This window comes from Corynebacterium sp. CCUG 51687, from assembly GCF_024453995.1.
Lineage (GTDB): Bacteria > Actinomycetota > Actinomycetes > Mycobacteriales > Mycobacteriaceae > Corynebacterium > Corynebacterium pseudogenitalium.
The window spans coordinates 185,552-202,887 of record NZ_JAGPYT010000004.1; the positions used below are offsets into that span (position 1 = coordinate 185,552).

At 58.2% G+C, this 17,336-nt stretch carries 19 protein-coding genes; 11 read left to right on the forward strand and 8 right to left on the reverse strand.

What is annotated here, in order from left to right; all coding sequences use genetic code 11:
- Positions 1 to 184: 184 nt before the first annotated feature.
- From glpX to KBX13_RS05935, 5 genes are all read left to right on the forward strand, one after another.
- Positions 185 to 1,198 carry a class II fructose-bisphosphatase gene (glpX, locus tag KBX13_RS05915; RefSeq protein WP_070479332.1) on the forward strand — a complete coding sequence of 338 codons (1,014 nt, stop codon included), beginning with the start codon at positions 185 to 187 and terminating at the stop codon, positions 1,196 to 1,198.
- Positions 1,199 to 1,244: 46 nt separating this feature from the next.
- The gene (locus KBX13_RS05920; protein ID WP_256021232.1) at positions 1,245 to 2,645 is read left to right on the forward strand and encodes a class II fumarate hydratase; all 1,401 of its coding nucleotides are present in this window, start codon (positions 1,245 to 1,247) and stop codon (positions 2,643 to 2,645) included.
- A 61-nt stretch (positions 2,646 to 2,706) separates the two neighbouring features.
- Positions 2,707 to 3,222: a hypothetical protein gene (locus KBX13_RS05925; RefSeq protein WP_256021234.1), complete on the forward strand. Its 516-nt coding sequence runs from the start codon at positions 2,707 to 2,709 to the stop codon at positions 3,220 to 3,222.
- Between the two features lie 41 nt (positions 3,223 to 3,263).
- Complete coding sequence (locus KBX13_RS05930; protein ID WP_256021235.1) at positions 3,264 to 3,890, forward strand: TetR/AcrR family transcriptional regulator; 627 nt, start codon at positions 3,264 to 3,266, stop codon at positions 3,888 to 3,890.
- Entirely contained in the window at positions 3,884 to 5,422 is a 1,539-nt protein-coding gene (locus tag KBX13_RS05935) for an MDR family MFS transporter (RefSeq protein WP_256021237.1), read from the forward strand. Before KBX13_RS05930 ends, KBX13_RS05935 begins: the two co-directional genes overlap by 7 nt.
- Before the next feature lie 16 nt (positions 5,423 to 5,438).
- Here KBX13_RS05935 and KBX13_RS05940 read toward each other — a convergent pair whose 3' ends face one another.
- From KBX13_RS05940 to KBX13_RS05950, 3 genes are all read right to left on the reverse strand, one after another.
- Entirely contained in the window at positions 5,439 to 5,990 is a 552-nt protein-coding gene (locus KBX13_RS05940; protein ID WP_256021238.1) for a GNAT family N-acetyltransferase, read from the reverse strand.
- A 70-nt stretch (positions 5,991 to 6,060) separates the two neighbouring features.
- On the reverse strand, positions 6,061 to 6,669 hold the full coding sequence (locus KBX13_RS05945) for an LGFP repeat-containing protein (protein WP_070362758.1): 609 nt from the start codon (positions 6,667 to 6,669) through the stop codon (positions 6,061 to 6,063).
- Positions 6,670 to 6,718: 49 nt separating this feature from the next.
- Entirely contained in the window at positions 6,719 to 7,429 is a 711-nt protein-coding gene (locus KBX13_RS05950) for a LysR family transcriptional regulator substrate-binding protein (protein ID WP_070362759.1), read from the reverse strand.
- A gap of 23 nt (positions 7,430 to 7,452) precedes the next feature.
- On the opposite strand from KBX13_RS05950, the gene KBX13_RS05955 reads away from it, so the two are divergent.
- Positions 7,453 to 7,815 (forward strand): DUF5997 family protein, encoded by a 363-nt coding sequence (locus KBX13_RS05955; RefSeq protein WP_256021240.1) that lies wholly within the window; start codon positions 7,453 to 7,455, stop codon positions 7,813 to 7,815.
- 3 nt (positions 7,816 to 7,818) lie between these two features.
- Here KBX13_RS05955 and glyA read toward each other — a convergent pair whose 3' ends face one another.
- The gene (gene glyA / locus KBX13_RS05960; RefSeq protein WP_070976188.1) at positions 7,819 to 9,111 is read right to left on the reverse strand and encodes a serine hydroxymethyltransferase; all 1,293 of its coding nucleotides are present in this window, start codon (positions 9,109 to 9,111) and stop codon (positions 7,819 to 7,821) included.
- 188 nt (positions 9,112 to 9,299) lie between these two features.
- Here glyA and coaA point away from each other — a divergent pair, with 188 nt between their 5' ends.
- The gene (gene coaA, locus KBX13_RS05965; RefSeq protein WP_070362761.1) at positions 9,300 to 10,235 is read left to right on the forward strand and encodes a type I pantothenate kinase; all 936 of its coding nucleotides are present in this window, start codon (positions 9,300 to 9,302) and stop codon (positions 10,233 to 10,235) included.
- Between the two features lie 14 nt (positions 10,236 to 10,249).
- On the opposite strand, the gene KBX13_RS05970 is transcribed toward coaA, so the two are convergent.
- The 3 genes from KBX13_RS05970 to mca are packed head-to-tail and all read right to left on the reverse strand — an operon-like array spanning position 10,250 to position 12,307.
- Positions 10,250 to 11,020, reverse strand: coding sequence for an isoprenyl transferase (locus KBX13_RS05970; RefSeq protein WP_070363549.1), 771 nt, complete (start codon positions 11,018 to 11,020; stop codon positions 10,250 to 10,252).
- 45 nt (positions 11,021 to 11,065) lie between these two features.
- Positions 11,066 to 11,368 carry a hypothetical protein gene (locus KBX13_RS05975; RefSeq protein ID WP_141742271.1) on the reverse strand — a complete coding sequence of 101 codons (303 nt, stop codon included), beginning with the start codon at positions 11,366 to 11,368 and terminating at the stop codon, positions 11,066 to 11,068.
- A 30-nt stretch (positions 11,369 to 11,398) separates the two neighbouring features.
- Positions 11,399 to 12,307 (reverse strand): mycothiol conjugate amidase Mca, encoded by a 909-nt coding sequence (gene mca / locus KBX13_RS05980; RefSeq protein WP_070362762.1) that lies wholly within the window; start codon positions 12,305 to 12,307, stop codon positions 11,399 to 11,401.
- Positions 12,308 to 12,422: 115 nt separating this feature from the next.
- Here mca and KBX13_RS05985 point away from each other — a divergent pair, with 115 nt between their 5' ends.
- From KBX13_RS05985 to KBX13_RS05995, 3 genes are all read left to right on the forward strand, one after another.
- Positions 12,423 to 12,887 carry a DUF4307 domain-containing protein gene (locus tag KBX13_RS05985; RefSeq protein WP_070362763.1) on the forward strand — a complete coding sequence of 155 codons (465 nt, stop codon included), beginning with the start codon at positions 12,423 to 12,425 and terminating at the stop codon, positions 12,885 to 12,887.
- Positions 12,888 to 12,994: 107 nt separating this feature from the next.
- Positions 12,995 to 13,516 (forward strand): transcription elongation factor GreA, encoded by a 522-nt coding sequence (gene greA, locus KBX13_RS05990; protein ID WP_070362764.1) that lies wholly within the window; start codon positions 12,995 to 12,997, stop codon positions 13,514 to 13,516.
- 52 nt (positions 13,517 to 13,568) lie between these two features.
- The gene (locus KBX13_RS05995; protein WP_070362765.1) at positions 13,569 to 14,099 is read left to right on the forward strand and encodes a hypothetical protein; all 531 of its coding nucleotides are present in this window, start codon (positions 13,569 to 13,571) and stop codon (positions 14,097 to 14,099) included.
- Positions 14,100 to 14,235: 136 nt separating this feature from the next.
- Here KBX13_RS05995 and KBX13_RS06000 read toward each other — a convergent pair whose 3' ends face one another.
- A complete protein-coding gene (locus KBX13_RS06000; protein WP_370687314.1) occupies positions 14,236 to 15,066 on the reverse strand; it encodes a Bax inhibitor-1/YccA family protein in 831 nt (276 codons plus the stop codon).
- A 205-nt stretch (positions 15,067 to 15,271) separates the two neighbouring features.
- Here KBX13_RS06000 and KBX13_RS06005 point away from each other — a divergent pair, with 205 nt between their 5' ends.
- Positions 15,272 to 17,329, forward strand: coding sequence for an acyltransferase family protein (locus tag KBX13_RS06005; RefSeq protein WP_256021242.1), 2,058 nt, complete (start codon positions 15,272 to 15,274; stop codon positions 17,327 to 17,329).
- The last annotated feature ends 7 nt before the right edge of the window (positions 17,330 to 17,336 follow it).

Below are 17,336 nucleotides of genomic sequence, written 5' to 3' on the forward strand. Positions count from 1 at the left end.
AGTCCCCAGTTCAGACACCACTATTCGCAGCATTGCCCTATTTTAGGTGTAGAAACGACGGTTCATGTCTGGCAAAAGTGCCATGATAGAGGTGTGCCAGACCGCAGTGGTATGGCTTTGCAACGCGGCATGATGTCGATGTTGTCACAACTAAAACTAGTTTGCCGCAGGAGGGCACTGTTTCATGTCTGAACAAACTTCTGAAAACTTCCCTGACCGTAACCTTGCAATGGAGCTCGTGCGCGTTACCGAGGCTGCTGCGCTTGCCTCTGGCCGCTGGGTAGGTCGCGGGATGAAAAATGAAGGTGACGGCGCCGCAGTCGACGCCATGCGCAAGATGATCAACTCCGTCACGATGGACGGCGTCATCGTCATTGGCGAGGGCGAAAAGGACGAGGCGCCGATGTTGTTTAACGGCGAAAGTGTCGGCAACGGTTTTGGCGCACAGGTTGATCTGGCGGTTGACCCAGTCGACGGCACGCGCCTGATGGCGGAAGGCCGCCCGAATGCTATTTCGGTTATCGCGGCTGCCGACCGTGGTTCCATGTTCAACCCGCAGGACGCGTTCTACATGAATAAGATTGCAGTCGGCCCTGAGGCTGTCGGGGTCATCGATATTACGAAGTCCGTCGAGTTCAACATTAAGGCAGTGGCAGAAGCCAAGGGAGTCGGCGTTGGTAACGTGACTGTGGTGGTACTCGACCGCCCACGTCACAACAAGCTGGTTGAGGAGATTCGCAAGGCTGGCGCCAAGGTACGTTTCATTATGGACGGAGACGTTGCTGGTGCCATCGCTGCTGCCCAGAACACCAACTCCATTGACATGGCGATGGGCATCGGTGGCACACCGGAGGGGGTTATCACGGCGTGTGCATTGAAGTGCCTTGGTGGTGAGATCCAGGGCCAGCTCGCACCGCAGTCCGATGAAGAGCGCGAACGCGTGCTGGCAGCGGGCCACGATCTCGACCGTGTGCTTGGCCTCGACGACTTGGTGGCCTCCGATAACTGCTACTTCGCGGCTACCGGTGTCACCAACGGCGACATGCTGCGCGGCGTCTCCTACCGTAAGAATGGCGCTACCACCCGTTCGTTGGTAATGCGCTCGAAGTCTGGCACCGTCCGCTACGTGGAGTCCCTCCACCAGCTGCCGAAGCTTCAGGAGTACTCGGTGATCGATTACTCCGGCCCGATCAAGTAATTCAAAGCGTCGATTTTCTGTAAGTATCAAGTAAAGGAAAGATTGAATGGCCGATAAGCAGTACCGTATCGAGCACGACACCATGGGTGAGGTCAAAGTACCTGTTGATGCACTGTGGCGTGCTCAAACTCAACGTGCTGTAGAGAACTTCCCGATCTCTGGCCGGGGCCTCGAGAACCAGCAGATCCGCGCCCTTGGGCTCCTCAAGGCCGCGTGTGCGCAGGTCAACAAGGATTCGGGCAAGCTCGATGCGGAAAAGGCTGACGCGATCATCGCTGCGGCGAAGGAAATCGCAGACGGCAAGCACAACGACCAGTTCCCAATTGACGTCTTCCAGACGGGTTCTGGCACTTCCTCGAACATGAACACTAATGAGGTCATTGCTTCGATCGCGCACGCAAACGGCGTGGAAGTCCACCCGAACGACCACGTCAACATGGGACAGTCCTCGAACGACACCTTCCCAACTGCAACGCACATTGCTGCCACCGAAGCTGCCGTCGAAGTGCTGGTCCCGGCCCTGCAGGTGCTGCAGAAGTCACTGGCTGCGAAGGCTGAGCAATGGCACGAGGTAGTGAAGTCGGGCCGCACTCACCTGATGGACGCGACCCCGCTGACGCTTGGTCAGGAGTTCTCCGGCTACGCTCGTCAGATCGAGCTCGGCATCGAGCGCGTTGAGGCGACTGTTGGCCGCCTCGGCGAGCTCGCCATTGGCGGCACCGCGGTCGGTACCGGCATCAACACCCCAGCAGACTTTGGCGCAAAGGTCACCGCAGAACTGGTGAAGATCACTGGGCTGACACAGCTGTCGGAGGCAAAGAACCACTTCGAGGCCCAGGCCGCACGCGACGCTCTGGTGGAATTCTCCGGTGCGATGCGCACTGTTGCAGTCTCGTTGTACAAGATTGCAAATGACATCCGGCTGATGGGTTCGGGCCCACTCGCCGGATTCGCGGAGATTCACCTCCCAGATCTGCAGCCAGGCTCGTCGATCATGCCTGGCAAGGTCAACCCAGTCCTGTGCGAGGCGGCAACCCAGGTCTCTGCCCAGGTGATCGGCAACGATGCCGCGGTGGCATTCGGCGGCTCGCAAGGCCAGTTCGAGCTCAACGTGTTCATCCCGATGATGGCGCGCAACGTGCTGGAGTCCGCTCGCCTGCTGGCGAACGTCTCTCGACAGTTCGCTACCCGCTTGGTTGACGGTATCGAGGCGAACGAGGCCCGCATGAAGCAGCTCGCGGAGTCTTCACCGTCAATCGTCACCCCTCTGAACAGTGCAATCGGCTACGAGAACGCTGCGAAGGTGGCAAAGCATGCGGTGAAGGAGGGCATCACGATCCGCCAGGCTGTGATTGACCTCGGCTTCGTGGACGGCGATACGTTGACTGAGGAGGAGCTCGACAAGCGTTTGAACGTCCTGTCGATGGCTCATACCGAACGCAACTAGTCTTCGCTACAATCATCCCTGCTACTGCCCATGTTCATGAGCACGACCAGGGATGATTTTTATGTCTGATTCTTTTTCGCAGCTTCGTACAGCTGGGGGCTCAAATAAGCCATGGGTTATTGGCGGTGTCTTAGCTCTGGTGGTCTCGCTCATCGGGATAGCGCTCGCCGCAGCGTACTGGTCCGCTCAGCCAAAGCCGGAGCCTAACGGGGTGCCTGCAGTTGTGACGGTGACTGCGTTTCTTGAAGCTCCGCAAGTGCGTGACGACGCCCCCTCCGGAACATTCCAAGGCACCCTCCAATCGCACAGCCCTGATGCTGCCGTAGCGGCGTGGCCGGCGGTGTTCTCCCTCCATGAAGGACAAGGGATGGTCAGCTATCCTCTGAGCGGTTGCGTGGCGCTTATCGCGCATGATGGCAGTGCTTCCGCTCTGACGAAACAGTGCCCTCCAACTACTGATGATGGTTTCTGGAGCTTCTCCAGCCCGGAGCCGGGAATCGTTGAGGCACAGTTTTTCGGGCGCCGCGGTGATAGCTCTCCAAACGTGGAAGGCTCACTATCGCTCCTGGTTGAATAGGTTTCTTTGATATTTTTGCACGGAGTGTAAGATTGCACTCCGTGAATTTTCCCGATCAGTCAGAAGGTCTCCGGCAGCGTAAGCGTCGCGAAACACGGGAGCGAATCTTCGATACAGCTGCATCGCTTGTGGCACGCGACGGCTATGACAATGTCACAGTCGAGGAGATCTGCCAAGGTGCAGGCATTTCACGGCGGACGTTCTTCAACTACATGGACTCAAAAGATGACGCTGTGCTTGGTCCCTTCCCTCTCGAGTTCACCAGCGAGAGCTTTGCACGCATTGCTGATGAGTCGTCCACGAACATGTTGTCCCTGGTAATCGATGCAATGGAAGAATCAGGTGCCGAAGATCGAGCCGAGGATGCCTGCCGAATCCAGCGGCTCATGCAGGACAACCCATCGTTGGCAAACGCGATGCTGGCCCGCAAACGCGATACGCTACGACACCTCGAGCAGGCTGTGCGTGAGCATTTTGCGAGCCACCCCGAAGACCGCCGTCTAGATGTCACCATAGAGGCAGAAGCCCGAATCGTTGTGGAACTTTTTCGGACAACGCTTGTGCTTTATGCGCGAAGCCTTCATTTCCAAGAGGAGGGTTCGCCGAAGGAGCAGGCTCGTAGCGTAGCTGCCGTCGTCACGAAGTATGCAAAGGAGTTGCAGTGGTAAACAACACTAAGCCACACGTTGGCCTGATCTTTGGAGCGCTACTCATCACGATGCTGATGAGCTCATTGGGCCAGATGATTTTCTCCACTGCCCTGCCGACGATTGTCGGTGAGCTTGGTGGCGTAGACCACATGAGCTGGGTGATTTCGTCGTTCCTGGTCACGATGACAATCGCGATGCCAATTAATGGCAAGCTCGGTGACAGGGTCGGACGCAAGTGGCCTTATATTGGCTCGATTGGCCTGTTCGTCATTGGTTCCACCTTGGGTGGGCTTGCACAGTCGATGCAGCTGCTCATTATCGGGCGCGCCGTCCAAGGCTTCGGCGCTGGCGGCATGATGGTCAACTCCCAGGCAATCATCGCGGAGGTGGTTCCAGCCCGTAGCCGCGGCAAGTACATGGGTGTGATGGGGGCAGTATTTGGTGTTTCTTCCGTGCTTGGCCCCGTGCTGGGCGGATGGTTTACGGATGGACCCGGCTGGCGTTGGGGCCTTTGGATGAACATCCCGCTGGGGCTTCTCGCGATGACGGTCTGCACAATCGTGCTCCACCTACGCAAGGGTTCGCGGTCAGCACAGAGCATCGACTGGCTGGGCACCGTGCTCATGGCGGTTGCCACGACTTCTCTTATTTTGACCACGACGTGGGGCGGCACTCAGTATGAGTGGTCCTCGCCTATCATTTTGGGTACTTCCTCGCTTGCGGTTGTCGCTGCAGCGCTGTTCGTCTTCGTTGAGCTGCGCGTACCGAACCCGCTCATCCCCATGCACTTGTTCCGCAATCGCAACATGGTCTTGACGACGGCCTCCGGCACCGTGCTGGGACTGGCTATGACCGGTGCGCTTGCTTACCTGCCTACCTACCTGCAGATGGTGCACGAACTCACGCCAACGAACGCGGGGCTGATGATGCTGCCAATGGTCATCGGCATCTTGGGCACTGGCACTACCGTGGGGTTCATTATCGCGAAAACGGGCCGCTACAAGGTCTACCCGATCATCGGTATGGCCATCGTTTCGGTCGGACTCTTCCTCTTCTCGCAGCTCGAAGTGTCCACACCGCTGACCACGCTGGGTATCTATATGTTCATCTTCGGGTTCGGACTCGGCTTAGTCATGCAGGTACTGGTACTTATTGTCCAGAACTCGTTCCCACTAGCAATGGTCGGTACTGCAACAGCGACGAACAACTTCTTCCGACAGATCGGTTCCGCGATCGGTGCGTCGCTTATTGGTTCGCTGTTCATTCACAATATGACGGAGGAGCTCGCGGAACGCCTGCCAAAAGCATTGGCCTCGATGGCCCCTAGCGAGGCAGCCCCTTACGCCGAGCAATTCTCGAGCACCGGTGGGCACAACTCCCTCACCCCGCACGCGGTTGCACAACTGCCTGACGTACTGCGCGACGCCGTCCTTAATAGTTACAACGACGGCCTGACCCCAGTGTTCTTACTGATGGTCCCATTGGCCGCCGTTGCGTTGGTGCTGCTCTTCCCGGTCCGGGAGGACCCGCTGAAAGAGACGCTGGACTAGGAACGATGAGGCGTGACTAGGCCTGGCCTTCGCCGGGTTTCTTTTCTCCCGGCTTCGGCAACAGCAGCTCGTAGATATCCGAGTCACGCCACTGGCCTTCCCGCTCACCGTAGGACATTTTCGCCATGTGATGGAAGGTGCCAACTTTCTCAAACCCGCGCGACTTGTGCAGCCCTGCCGATCCTTCGTTTTCCGGGAAGATCCACGAGTGAATCGACCACTTATCAAGTTCGATGCACGTCGCGATGAGCTTGTCTAGCAGCGCACCGGATACCCCCATGCCGCGCGCATCCGGATGCACGTAGATGGAGTCTTCAACTACTCCATGGAACACGCTTCTCGACGACGCCTTCGCCGCAGCTACCCATCCGAGCACACGCGAGTCATCGTGTTCATCAACGGCAACAAACACCGTTTCCATGATCTTCGCCCTGGAAAACTGCTCCCATGTCAAGCCGCGCGTCTCGTAAGTTGCGTTTCCGGTACTCAGACCCATCTCGTAGATGCTACGCACCTGCGGGTAGTCTTCTGGCCGGATTGGTCGAATGGTAAACCCTTTTTTGGTCATAAAAGACATTGTCCCCATTGGTCACACATCGTGCAACCAACGGGGACAAAAGCCGTTGTAGAGCTACAAATTACTTCTCGATGATGTTTGCAGCGAACGCGCCGGTGTCGTTGTTCTCACGAGTCCACTCGATGGTGCCGTGCTCGAACTCCTGGAACCAGCCGGATTCATTTGGAAGTGGGGTCTCTGCTGCGGTTGGGAAGCCAACCTTGTCCATAACGCCTTCATTCGTCAGCCACACGTTAGCAATTTGGCCCCAGATCGGAGCGCCACCGGTGTTTTCATTCCAAGCGACGTGGTGGTCATTGTCAAAGTCAACGATCCAGCTGCCATCGTGCTCCGTAACCTTCATCGGCTCGCCCCACTCCGAGTCAGCGTACTGGCCGATTGCCTGGACCAGACCGGTTGGAACCTTGACCTCTTCACCGTCTGCGGTAGTCAAGGAGACAGACTCCGTAGAGCCCTCTGCACCATTAGCGTCGGTGGCGGTCTCAGCAGCAGTCTCCGTCTCGGCTGCCTCTGTAGCTGTCTCGATGTTGGTCACCGTTGCGGTGCCGGAAGCACCATCCGCAGCGGTGGTAGCAGTGCTATCGGCGCCCTCTCCGTCAGAGCAAGCAACCAAGCCTGCGGCCAGAGCGGTAGCAGCAACGGCGGAAGTAAAAACCTTCTTGTAATTCATCAAAATTTCCTTTCGTTGTTGAATTTGTCTGGTGTCCATTATGCAAATTTCACTTTCGCCGCCTCCGTTTCACCCCCGTTCGGGGTGTTTTCCCGGCCGCACCCTTGCGCTTTTTCCCACGTTTCGTATATAAGCGTTTGCCCTGCGCAGCACGGGAGTCTGACACCTGTTTGCGCCGCCTCGTCCCAGCAGTCGGCTCACTCCCCCTCGACGAGCGAGCGGTGCGCCCTTTTGCGACGCCCACAAAGTCCTGGATCTCGTCACCGTCGTCGGCTTTCCGCCACACCAACGCAATCTCAGTTTCAACCAGCGGAGCGTGCCAAACTTCCAAACACGCGATCTGTTTCTTCGAAAGCACCTTCAACAACGGCAACGGAGCCAATGCCACGCCAACGTTTGCCGCAACGACCTGCAATGCACCACGAAGCTCTTCAAGTGACGCCTCCGGTTGGTATACCCAGTTGATGATTTCGCCTTCGAGGTCCGCGTAATCGACGCGCTCCCCAAGCTCTGCAAACAAAGAGTCCTTGGGCACGGCAACGCCGGGAGCCTCGGTATAGAGACGCACCACGTGAAATTCATCGGTAATACGGTCATCGGGCAGGCGCATCAGCGCCAGCGATGTAGAAGTCGTCTCGTCCAGGAGATCAGCGAAGGGGTCGTCGACACCTTGTGTATCGAGCGAGTGCGGTGTGGACTGTGCGAAGCGTTTAAACCACTTCCCTGGCTCTGTGCCGGTGACGAAAGCAAGCGATAGCATGGCACAATGCTACCGTTTGGTGTATGACTACACAGAAGCCATCCGGAACCGCGATGAAGGCCGCGACCGCCGCGAAGAAACTCGGGATCTACCTGCCAGCGACGCCGCAGGAGTTCCAAGACAATGCCGTGACGCACGCGCAACTGCGCGAATTACAGAACAATCCCCCAGAGTGGCTGCAGGAACTGCGCCGCAATGGGCCGCACCCCCGCCCCGAGGTGGCGCGCAAACTCGGGATCTCAATCACCGCGCTCAAAGCAAACGACATGGACAAGCCGCTCACCACTGAGGAGATCAACGAGCTGCTGAAAAACCAGCCGGAATGGTTGAGCTCGGCCCGCACCACTCATTCAGAGCAGCGCCAGGCCGAGCAGCAGCAGCAGTAGCTCTTAGAGCATCTTCCAATCTTCGAGGCCCGGGTAGAGCGGGAACCGCTCCGCCAGCGCGTCTACGCGGGCGTGCAGGGCGTCGACGTCGGCGTTCTCACCCTGGATAAGCGCCTCGGCGATAATTTCCGCAACTTCCTCGAACTCTTCCTTGCCGAAGCCGCGGGTCGCCAGCGCCGGGGTGCCAATACGCAGCCCCGACGTCACGGCTGGCGGACGCGGATCGAAAGGAACGGCGTTGCGGTTCACCGTAATGCCAGCCTTATGCAGCAAATCCTCTGCCTGCTGGCCATCCATCGCGGAGTTACGCAGGTCCACTAGCACAAGGTGGACATCGGTGCCGCCGGAGACGACGTCGATGCCGGCTTCCTTGGCGTCTGGCTGGGTCAAGCGCTCGGCGAGAATCTTTGCGCCCTCGAGCGTGCGCTCCTGGCGGTTACGGAAAGCCTCCGTCGCGGCGAGCTTGAAGGCGGTAGCCTTCGCAGCGATCACGTGCACCAGCGGGCCACCCTGCTGGCCTGGGAACACTGCGGAGTTGAGTTTCTTGTGCAGCTCGAGATCGTTGGTCAGGATGAAGCCGGAGCGTGGTCCACCAATCGTCTTGTGCACCGTGGAGGACACAACGTGTGCATGAGGCACCGGCGACGGGTGCAGACCAGCAGCAACCAAGCCAGCGAAGTGCGCCATATCGACCCACAAGTACGCACCAACCTCGTCTGCGATCGAGCGGAACTCAGCAAAGTCCTCGTGGCGAGGGTACGCGGACCAACCCGCGATGATCACCTTCGGCTTGACCTCGCGCGCCTGTTCACGCAGCTTCTCCATGTCGATGGTGCACGTGTCTTTTTCAACCTCGTACGCAGCGACGTTGTACAGCTTACCGGAGAAGTTGATCTTCATACCGTGCGTCAGGTGGCCACCGTGAGCGAGGCTGAGGCCCAAGATGGTGTCGCCCGGCTCGCACAGCGCCATCAACACAGCCGCATTCGCCTGCGCACCGGAGTGTGGTTGCACGTTCGCGTATTTCGCGCCGAAGAGCTCCTTCGCGCGGTCGCGCGCCAGGTCTTCAACGACGTCGGCGTGCTCGCAGCCACCGTAGTAGCGACGACCTGGGTAGCCTTCGGCATATTTGTTTGTAAACACCGAACCCTGTGCTTGCAGCACTGCTCGCGGAACGAAGTTCTCGGAGGCAATCATCTCCAGCGTGTTTCGCTGGCGCGACAGCTCCTGAACGATCGCTTCGTGAACTTCGGGGTCAAAAGTAGCGAGATCCTGGTAGCGGAGGTCTTCAGACACGTGCACCGGGTCCTTTCAAGATCAGACAGTCAATCATGTTTTAGCTCATGTCCAGGCACACCTATGCCTGGCACTGCTAAGCAGTATAAGCATCAGCGCTACGAAAGAAGTCCACTTTATTCAGGAACTTCAGAAGTATCTGCACCTGAGTTCCCCGACACGAAACAACAAATGTAACAATGTTACGCATGGCGAAATCTCCCCGCACTTCGGATTCGAGCCCTTATTTGGACTTTCACCGCGACGATTGGCGGCACCGACGTGCGCAAATGCCACAAGTCTTGACGGAGGACGAAGTAGCCAAGCTCAGTGGTATCGGCGAGAACCTCGATATGCAGGAAGTTGAAGACATTTACCTTCCGATCTCTCGCCTGATTCACCTCCAGGTACGGGCCAGACAAAAACTTACGAAGGCTACAGAGACGTTTATCGGTGATGACCCAGGCCACGTGCCATTCATTATCGGGATTGCGGGGTCGGTGGCCGTCGGCAAGTCAACGACTGCCCGTGTACTGCAGGTGTTGCTACAGCGTTGGGACTCTCATCCTCGAGTAGACCTCATCACCACCGACGGGTTCCTCTATCCCAGCAAAGTGCTCAAAGAGCGCAACCTGATGGACCGCAAAGGATTCCCGGAATCCTACAACCGGCGCGACCTCATGCGCTTTGTCACCGAGGTCAAGTCGGGTCAACCACTGGTCAAAGCGCCGATATATTCTCACTTCGCCTACGACATCATCCCAGGCGAGTTCATTGAGGTCCGCCAGCCGGACATCATCATTCTCGAAGGGCTCAACGTCCTCCAAACCGGCCCGACCCTCATGGTGTCCGACCTCTTCGACTTCTCAATTTATGTCGACGCCCTCACCACCGATATTGAACGCTGGTACATCGACCGCTTCATGAAGCTTCGCAACACGGCATTTCGAGAGCCCGGCGCGCACTTTGCGCACTATGCCGACATTGATGAGGCGCAGGCCCGTCACAAGGCACGCGATATTTGGCAGTCCATCAACCTGCCGAACCTAGTGGAAAACATTGCCCCCACCCGTATCCGTGCCTCGCTCGTGCTACGCAAAGGCGCCGACCATTCAGTGCAGTGGGTCCGCATGCGCAAAATGTAGCGCCAGGTAGCTGCCTACTTGCCGAAGCGACGGGAGCGCTGCGAGTACTCGCGCAACGCGCGAAGGAAGTCAATCTTGCGGAACGCGGGCCAGTACGTGTCCGTAAACCAGATCTCGGAGTACGCCGCCTGCCACAGTAGGAAGCCGGAGAGGCGCTGCTCCCCCGACGTCCGGATCACTAAGTCTGGATCGGGCTGACCTGAGGTGTACAGGTGCTGCGACACGGACTCGACGGTCACTGCGTTGACCAGTTCGTCCACGCTGCAGCCGCTGGCAGCGGCGTCGCTAATGAGGCTGCGAACGGCGTCGACAATTTCTTGCCTGCCGCCGTACCCCACCGCAATGTTGACGGTCAGGCCAGCTTTGCCTGTGGTGGTGTCGGCAGATCGGCGCATCCTTTCTGCAACCTCATCCGGCAAGAGCTCCAGGTGCCCTACGAGCCGAACCTTGCAGGAGTAAGACTGCGTCGCAAGGTCCTCGATCACCTCGGAAATAATGTCGAACAGCAGCTCAACTTCTTCCGAAGTCCGTTGCAAATTCTCCGTTGATAACAGGTAGATCGTAACGACGTCCACGTCCATTTCCGCCGACCACCGCACAAGTTCGCCGATCTTCGCCCCACCCACCCGGTGGCCATGAGAAACATCGGTGAACCCAGCCTCACGGGCCCACCGTCGGTTGCCGTCCGCCATGACCGCGATGTGCTTCGGGCGTTTCTTGCCCTTCAGCTCACGCTTCAGGCGCGCTTCATACAGCGGATACAGAATTTTTTGGAGGCTACTCACGGACCCAACCTTACTCACCAATCAACGGTATGTATGTTAGATGCCTTAGATCCAACGCTTCTTCCGGCGATCAAGCACACCCGCCTCCGCCATGGCCTTATCCAGCGCCTCCTGGTCAAACGGGTCGATTCCGTGCTTCTCAGCGAAGAGGCTGCGACGGCGGAACCGCGAGTACCGGCGATGGAACGCAAACCCCAGAGACAAAATGACCACAGCCAGCATCACCAACAGCAACAGGCCGAATGGCGAAGCCTTGCCAAAGTCCGGCCCCACCGGGTTTTCCTTCGGCGCCTGCGCCACCAAGTAAGCAGAGGTGTTGATAATCGCTGCGTGTGCTGTCGTCATCATGTGTATTTCGTCTTCCTTGTGCTGAAAATGTTAGCGCTCTTGCCCGAAACCTTCAGCGAGCGCGTCCGCGGTCTTCGGGTCAATACCGGCGAAGAGATCATCTTCCGGCAACGTTGATGCTACGCGAGTTCTGGCCAACTCAAACTCTTCTGTCGGCCATACCTCCTGCTGGTCCTCAACTGGGCTCGCCAAAAACGCGCCCGCCGGATCAATCTGTGTCGCATGTGCCGTCAGCGCTGCTGCACGCTGGGGGAAGTACTCCGCGCACTCCACCCTTGTGGTCACGCGACTCATCACATCCGCTTTGTTTTCTTCCCACCGCTGAATCATCAGCTCGTACGGGCTCTTCTTTCCTTGCGCGTACAAGCGGTCCTGCAGAAGACGCATCCGCTGCAGGATAAATCCATGGCTGTAGTACAGCTTTAATGGCGTCCACGCCTGCCCTGCTTCGGGAGCAAAGGATGGATCTCCCGCCTTGTCCCAGGCCAGCATCGAGATTTCGTGGACCATCAAGTGGTCGGGGTGCGGGTAGCCACCGTTTTCGTCGTAGGTAATGATGACATGCGGCCTGAACTCTCGAATCGACTCGACGAGATGCGCCGTCACTGCCTCCGGGTCTTGGGTCGCGAACGAGCCTTCCGGCAGCGGGGGCAACGGGTCGCCTTGTGGCAGACCCGAGTCTTCGTACCCCATCCACTGATGTTCCACGCCGAGGGCCGCCGCGGCCTCCGCCATCTCCTGCTCCCGGACCTCGAGGATGTTCTCCAGCACGCCCGGCCGATCCATCGCAGGGTTCAAGATGTCGCCTCGTCGCCCGTCAGTACATGTGACGACGAGCACCCGGTTCCCCTCCGATGCGTATTTTGCCATCGTTGCTGCACCTTTAGAGGACTCGTCGTCTGGGTGTGCGTGGATCGCCATCAAGCGCAAGCCGGCCACTATTCCTCCTAGAACTTCTTCGAGGTCTGATTCCGTAACTTCGCGCCATCTTAGTACCATTGGAACGGATTGCAGCTACAGCGTCATCCAGCGTCATTCAGCGAGGTAGGTAACCGTGACTTCTCCCAGTCGCCCAACATCCCGATACGGCTCCAGCACCACCCCGACAGCCACGAAACGCAGCAACGCCGCTGGCCGGATCGTCGCGCTGATCGCCATCGGCCTCGTCGTCGTGCTGCTTTACAGCGTCTTTGACTACTTCAAGAAGCAGGAGTCTCGCACCGTCACTGCGGATTTCATCTCGCTCGAAGCTGTCGACGACAACACCACACGCATGTGGATCGATGTATCACGCAAAGACGTCGAGGCCCCTTCGTACTGCATCGTCACTGCGGTCAACTACGCGCATGCCGAAGTTGGGCGTCGAGAAGTAGTACTCCCCGCAGGCGGGCAGGAGCTCGAGCGGGTCGCCGTCGAACTACCGGTGCGCGAGCCGGCAGTCTCAGGACGTGTCTACGGCTGCTCGGACAATCTGCCGTTCTACATGGACCCCACCAGCACCTTTTACGACGCCCGCTAAGCCTCACCAGTGCACCACCTGCGCGGCAGCTGTGCTATTATCCGCCTGGTAAAGTTGCCCGCCAACCGGCGGGCTCGTTTGACATATATAGGGAAGGTTTTTACCTGATGGCGCAAACTCAGCAGCAGTACATCACCCCGGAGATGAAGGCCAAGCTTGAAGCTGAGCTTCAGCAGCTCATCGACAATCGCCCTGTCATCGCAGCCGAAATTAACGAACGCCGTGAAGAAGGCGACCTCAAGGAAAACGCTGGCTACGACGCCGCGCGTGAGCAGCAGGACCAGGAAGAAGCTCGCATTAAGCAGATTTCCGAACTGCTGGCTAACTCCACCACGGAGCGCTCCGGCATCGTCGAGGGTGTAGCCCACGTAGGTTCCGTCGTGCACGTCTACTACAACAATGACGAAAATGATAAGGAAACGTTCCTGATCGGTACCCGCGCGGCTTCGACGGACAACGAGGACCTGGAGACCTACTCAGAGAACTCCCCGCTCGGCGCAGCCGTAGTCGGTGCTTCCGAGGGTGAAACCCGCACCTACAACGCCCCAAATGGCCGAGAGATTTCGGTAACAATCGTCTCCGCAGAACCGTATGATTCTGTTAAGGCTTCCACGCCACGGGCGAAGTAGCCTGTCTACGCCATCGGCGTTATCCGTGATCGCTGACATTGAAGGAATTCCTGTGAATAAGTTCTTTTCCCGCAAGCTAGTACTCACCAGCGTGGTCGCACTCGGTGCTGTGGGCTTGACTGCCTGCCACCCGCCACACCAAAACCCGTCGGACCTGAAGGTTGATACGGCACAAAGCCAGGACCCAACTTCGCTTCCTGGTGAGCGCGCGAAGGCAACCCCGACGAACGTAACCGATGCAGCAGGCGCTACCTCTGAGGCTGCAGTCACCGAGACTGTCACCGCTATGGGTGCTTCGGACAAGACCCCACTGGTCAATAACTGCGGCAGCGTCGGCCTTGAGCGTCCAGCTTCGCTGACTCTCAACTGCAGCGACCAGAACGATTTCCTCCAGGACATCGTGTGGGATACCTGGTCTGAGCAGCTCGCGCAGGGCACCGCTACCCGCACCACGGTCAATCCGAACCGCGAAATCGAAGATGTGCAGGTTGTCCTGGGCAACCCAGACATCGTAGATGGTGTGCTCGTGTTTAAAACCATCACCGTTGACGGCACGTCTATCAACCCTGAGGGTGCACGCTAAGTACGCTGAATACAGCAATTAGCTCCCTGCCCCGGCCCAGCGATGTTGTTGGCCGGGGCACTTTTGAGCGCAACTAGACAAAAATACCCGGCCTCACAGTCGTGGGGCCGGGTATTTATTGCAGTGAGCGCATGCTCTATCGCTGTTGGAAATAAGACAGCAGGCGCAGGATCTCGGTGTAGAGCCACACCAGAGTCACTGCCAGGCCAAGTGCAACGCCCCAGGCCGCCTGCGATGGGGCGCCCATGCGCACCAACTTATCGGCGACGTCAAAGTCCTGCAGGAACGCAAGTGCGCCCAGCACGATGCAGACCAGGCTAAACACGATGGCGATGGTGCCACCACCGCGAAGCGGATTCATGCCTGTAAAGATGCTCAACAAGAGGTTGCCGACAACCAGGATGAGCACGCCGAAAATGGCTGCGGTGAGGATCCGATTAAACCGCGGGGTAACGCGAATGGCACCGGTGCGATAGACCACAAGCATGCCCGCGAAGACACCGAAGGTGCCCAAGATCGCCTGGAAGATTAACGCGCCTGCGTCCGCGCCGGCGACACTGAACTGCCCGGTGATGGCGAATGAGAACCCACCAAGGAACAAGCCCTCAGCAGCCGCGTACGCCAGGGTAATAACTGGGGAACCGTACTTTTTGCCAAATGCGTGAATCATCACGAGGACGAAACCGGCGACGGCACCGACCAGCGTCAGAATGTTGGCAATAGAGCCGTACCCACCGAGGTACAGTCCGAAGTTAATTACTGCAAAGGCGACAATTACGGCAAGGGTAATGCCGGTTTTAGTGACAACGTCGTCAACCGTCATTGGACGGTCCTCAGACACGGTGCCCGCCGATGCACCCATGGGTGCTTGCTCGTACGGGTTCGTGGCACCGTACCCCTGGTATCCAGTGCCACGTTGGGAATCTACTCCCGGCAGAGTTTTCAATACAGGGTTGTTGCTACTCACGGACCCCTGATCCTTTCTTTTGAGAACAATCGTTCACCTACTCCAACGCACTGGGTGTTGTTTTAGTTCCATGCGCCCAAAGAATTTGTCCGGATCACGGCACTGAGCGTGGCCTCTGCAGCAATTTGCACCACAATTCATGTCCATCTTTCTGGCAGCGCTATACTTCTGTACGTTTGTCGCACTCCAGGAAGGTCGCCATCCCATGCCGCCCCCAATATCAGGTTCTCACCGCTATGTCCCCGCCCTCGACGGGATCCGAACGCTAGCGGTCATGCTGGTTATCGCGTACCACCTCAACCTGCCTGGGTTCAGCGGTGGCCTGCTAGGCGTGGGCGTGTTCTTCACCCTCTCGGGGTACTTGATCACGCTTAACCTCATGCGTGGGCACTACCGGGATAACTCGCTGCACCTGAAGACGTTTTGGGTCAGGCGTTTCCGCCGTCTCATACCTGCGATGCTGACCACAGTGTTGGCAGTCGTGATTCTTTCCGTCGCGTTCGATGCGGGCAACCTTCGCGACCGCTCGTTTGAAGCGTTGAGCTCCATTTTCTACGTGAACAACTGGCATAACATCGCCGTCGGTTCATCGTACTTCGATCAGTTCAATGGCCCCGGTCCGCTGGACCATATGTGGTCACTGGCGATCGAGGAACAATTTTATCTCTTGTGGCCGCTGTTGCTGTGGGTGCTGCTGAGGGTGTTCCGTCGTGGGTGGATTGTCGCCGTCGTGACCACGGTGCTCGCCGGAGCTTCCTTTATCTGGATGTGGGTGCTCGCTGATCCTTCTATCGACGCGACTCGCGTCTACGAGGGCACTGATACCCGTGCGGGCGGGCTGCTCCTCGGCGCGGTCTTAGCAATCGTGGTTTCCTCACGGAAGCACGCCGGTAAGACCATTGGTTCCTCCCCTGTTCTGAGCACCGTTGTTGGCGCCCTCGGCTTCGGCGGCATCTTCGCGCTGAGCATGCTCGTCGCGCAGGAAAACATGTTCTTGTACAAGGGTGGGATCCTGCTTCTGAACCTTGCGTCAGTTGCTGCTATCTACTCAGTCATTGGGGCGCGCGGCCCCTGGACGACCATTTTCAGCTGGGAGCCGCTTCGCTGGATCGGCGAACGCTCCTACGGTATTTACCTGTGGCACATGCCGGTGATTTACTTCATGCCGGATGCGTGGTTGCAGGATCACCGCGTGTGGTCCTCCATCCTCGTGTTTGTGCTTTCGACTGCACTTGCTGCGCTGAGCTGGACCATGTTTGAGAACCCAATCCGTCGCAATGGCGTGTTCGGGCCCCTGAAGCAATTCCGTGCACACCCGTTGGAGGCACTCCGCCCGATCACGCTTGGTTCGACGATTACGCTCGCCGCAATCATTGCAATAGGCATCCCGGCTGTGTTCGCCATGGATACCTCGAAGCCGAACACCACCATGTCCCTGCCTCAGGATGCGCAACGCGGAGGCACGCGCGACCATCGCGAGGGAAAGGACAAAGCCAAGGAAACTGAGGAAAGCTTGACGACGTCCGCCTCTGAGAAAGCTTCATGGGAGGACCAGCCTTCGGACGTGAAGATGAGCTGCGAGAAGGTCATCCACGTCGGCGATTCCACCTCGATTGGCATGTTCGATATCAACCAGCTTCCTGAAGGCGCGGTCACTGCGATTGACCGATACTTGGACGCTGGCGCAAGCGAGGTAGATACGAGCGTGTTTGGCGCTCGCGCAACAAATCAGGGATTCAACGGCAACGGAGAGAACTACCCGTCTGCGATTGAGTCCGTGCAGCAACTGCTCGCCCAGGGCGCAGCTGACGACGGCACGTGCTGGGTCATCGCCACCGGCGTGAACGACGCCGCCAACGCAGACGCTGCCCGCTCCTACGGCTACGACCCCACGGGTGAGTTGGAGGCAAACATCCGCAAGATGCTTGACCTGTTGGAGGGCTACCGCGTGATGTGGCCGACAGCCGCAACGGGTAACCCGTCGAACGGCTACTACGCCAACGAGAACATGGACGAGTTCAATGTTGCGTTGCGAAAGGTCGCGAAGGAGCGTCGAGACGTAGTCGTCTACGACTGGGCGAGCGAGGTGCGCTCCAACTTGGATTGGTTCCTCGCAGGCGACGAGGTGCACTACAACGCCACCGGCAATGACATCCGTGGCAAGCACTTTGCTGCCGCACTTGCTCACGCGTTCCCGAAGGATATCCCGGTAGACGCCATCCCAACGGACGCGGAGGTGACTTCCAAGGGGCCGAAGCTATAGTTTTGGG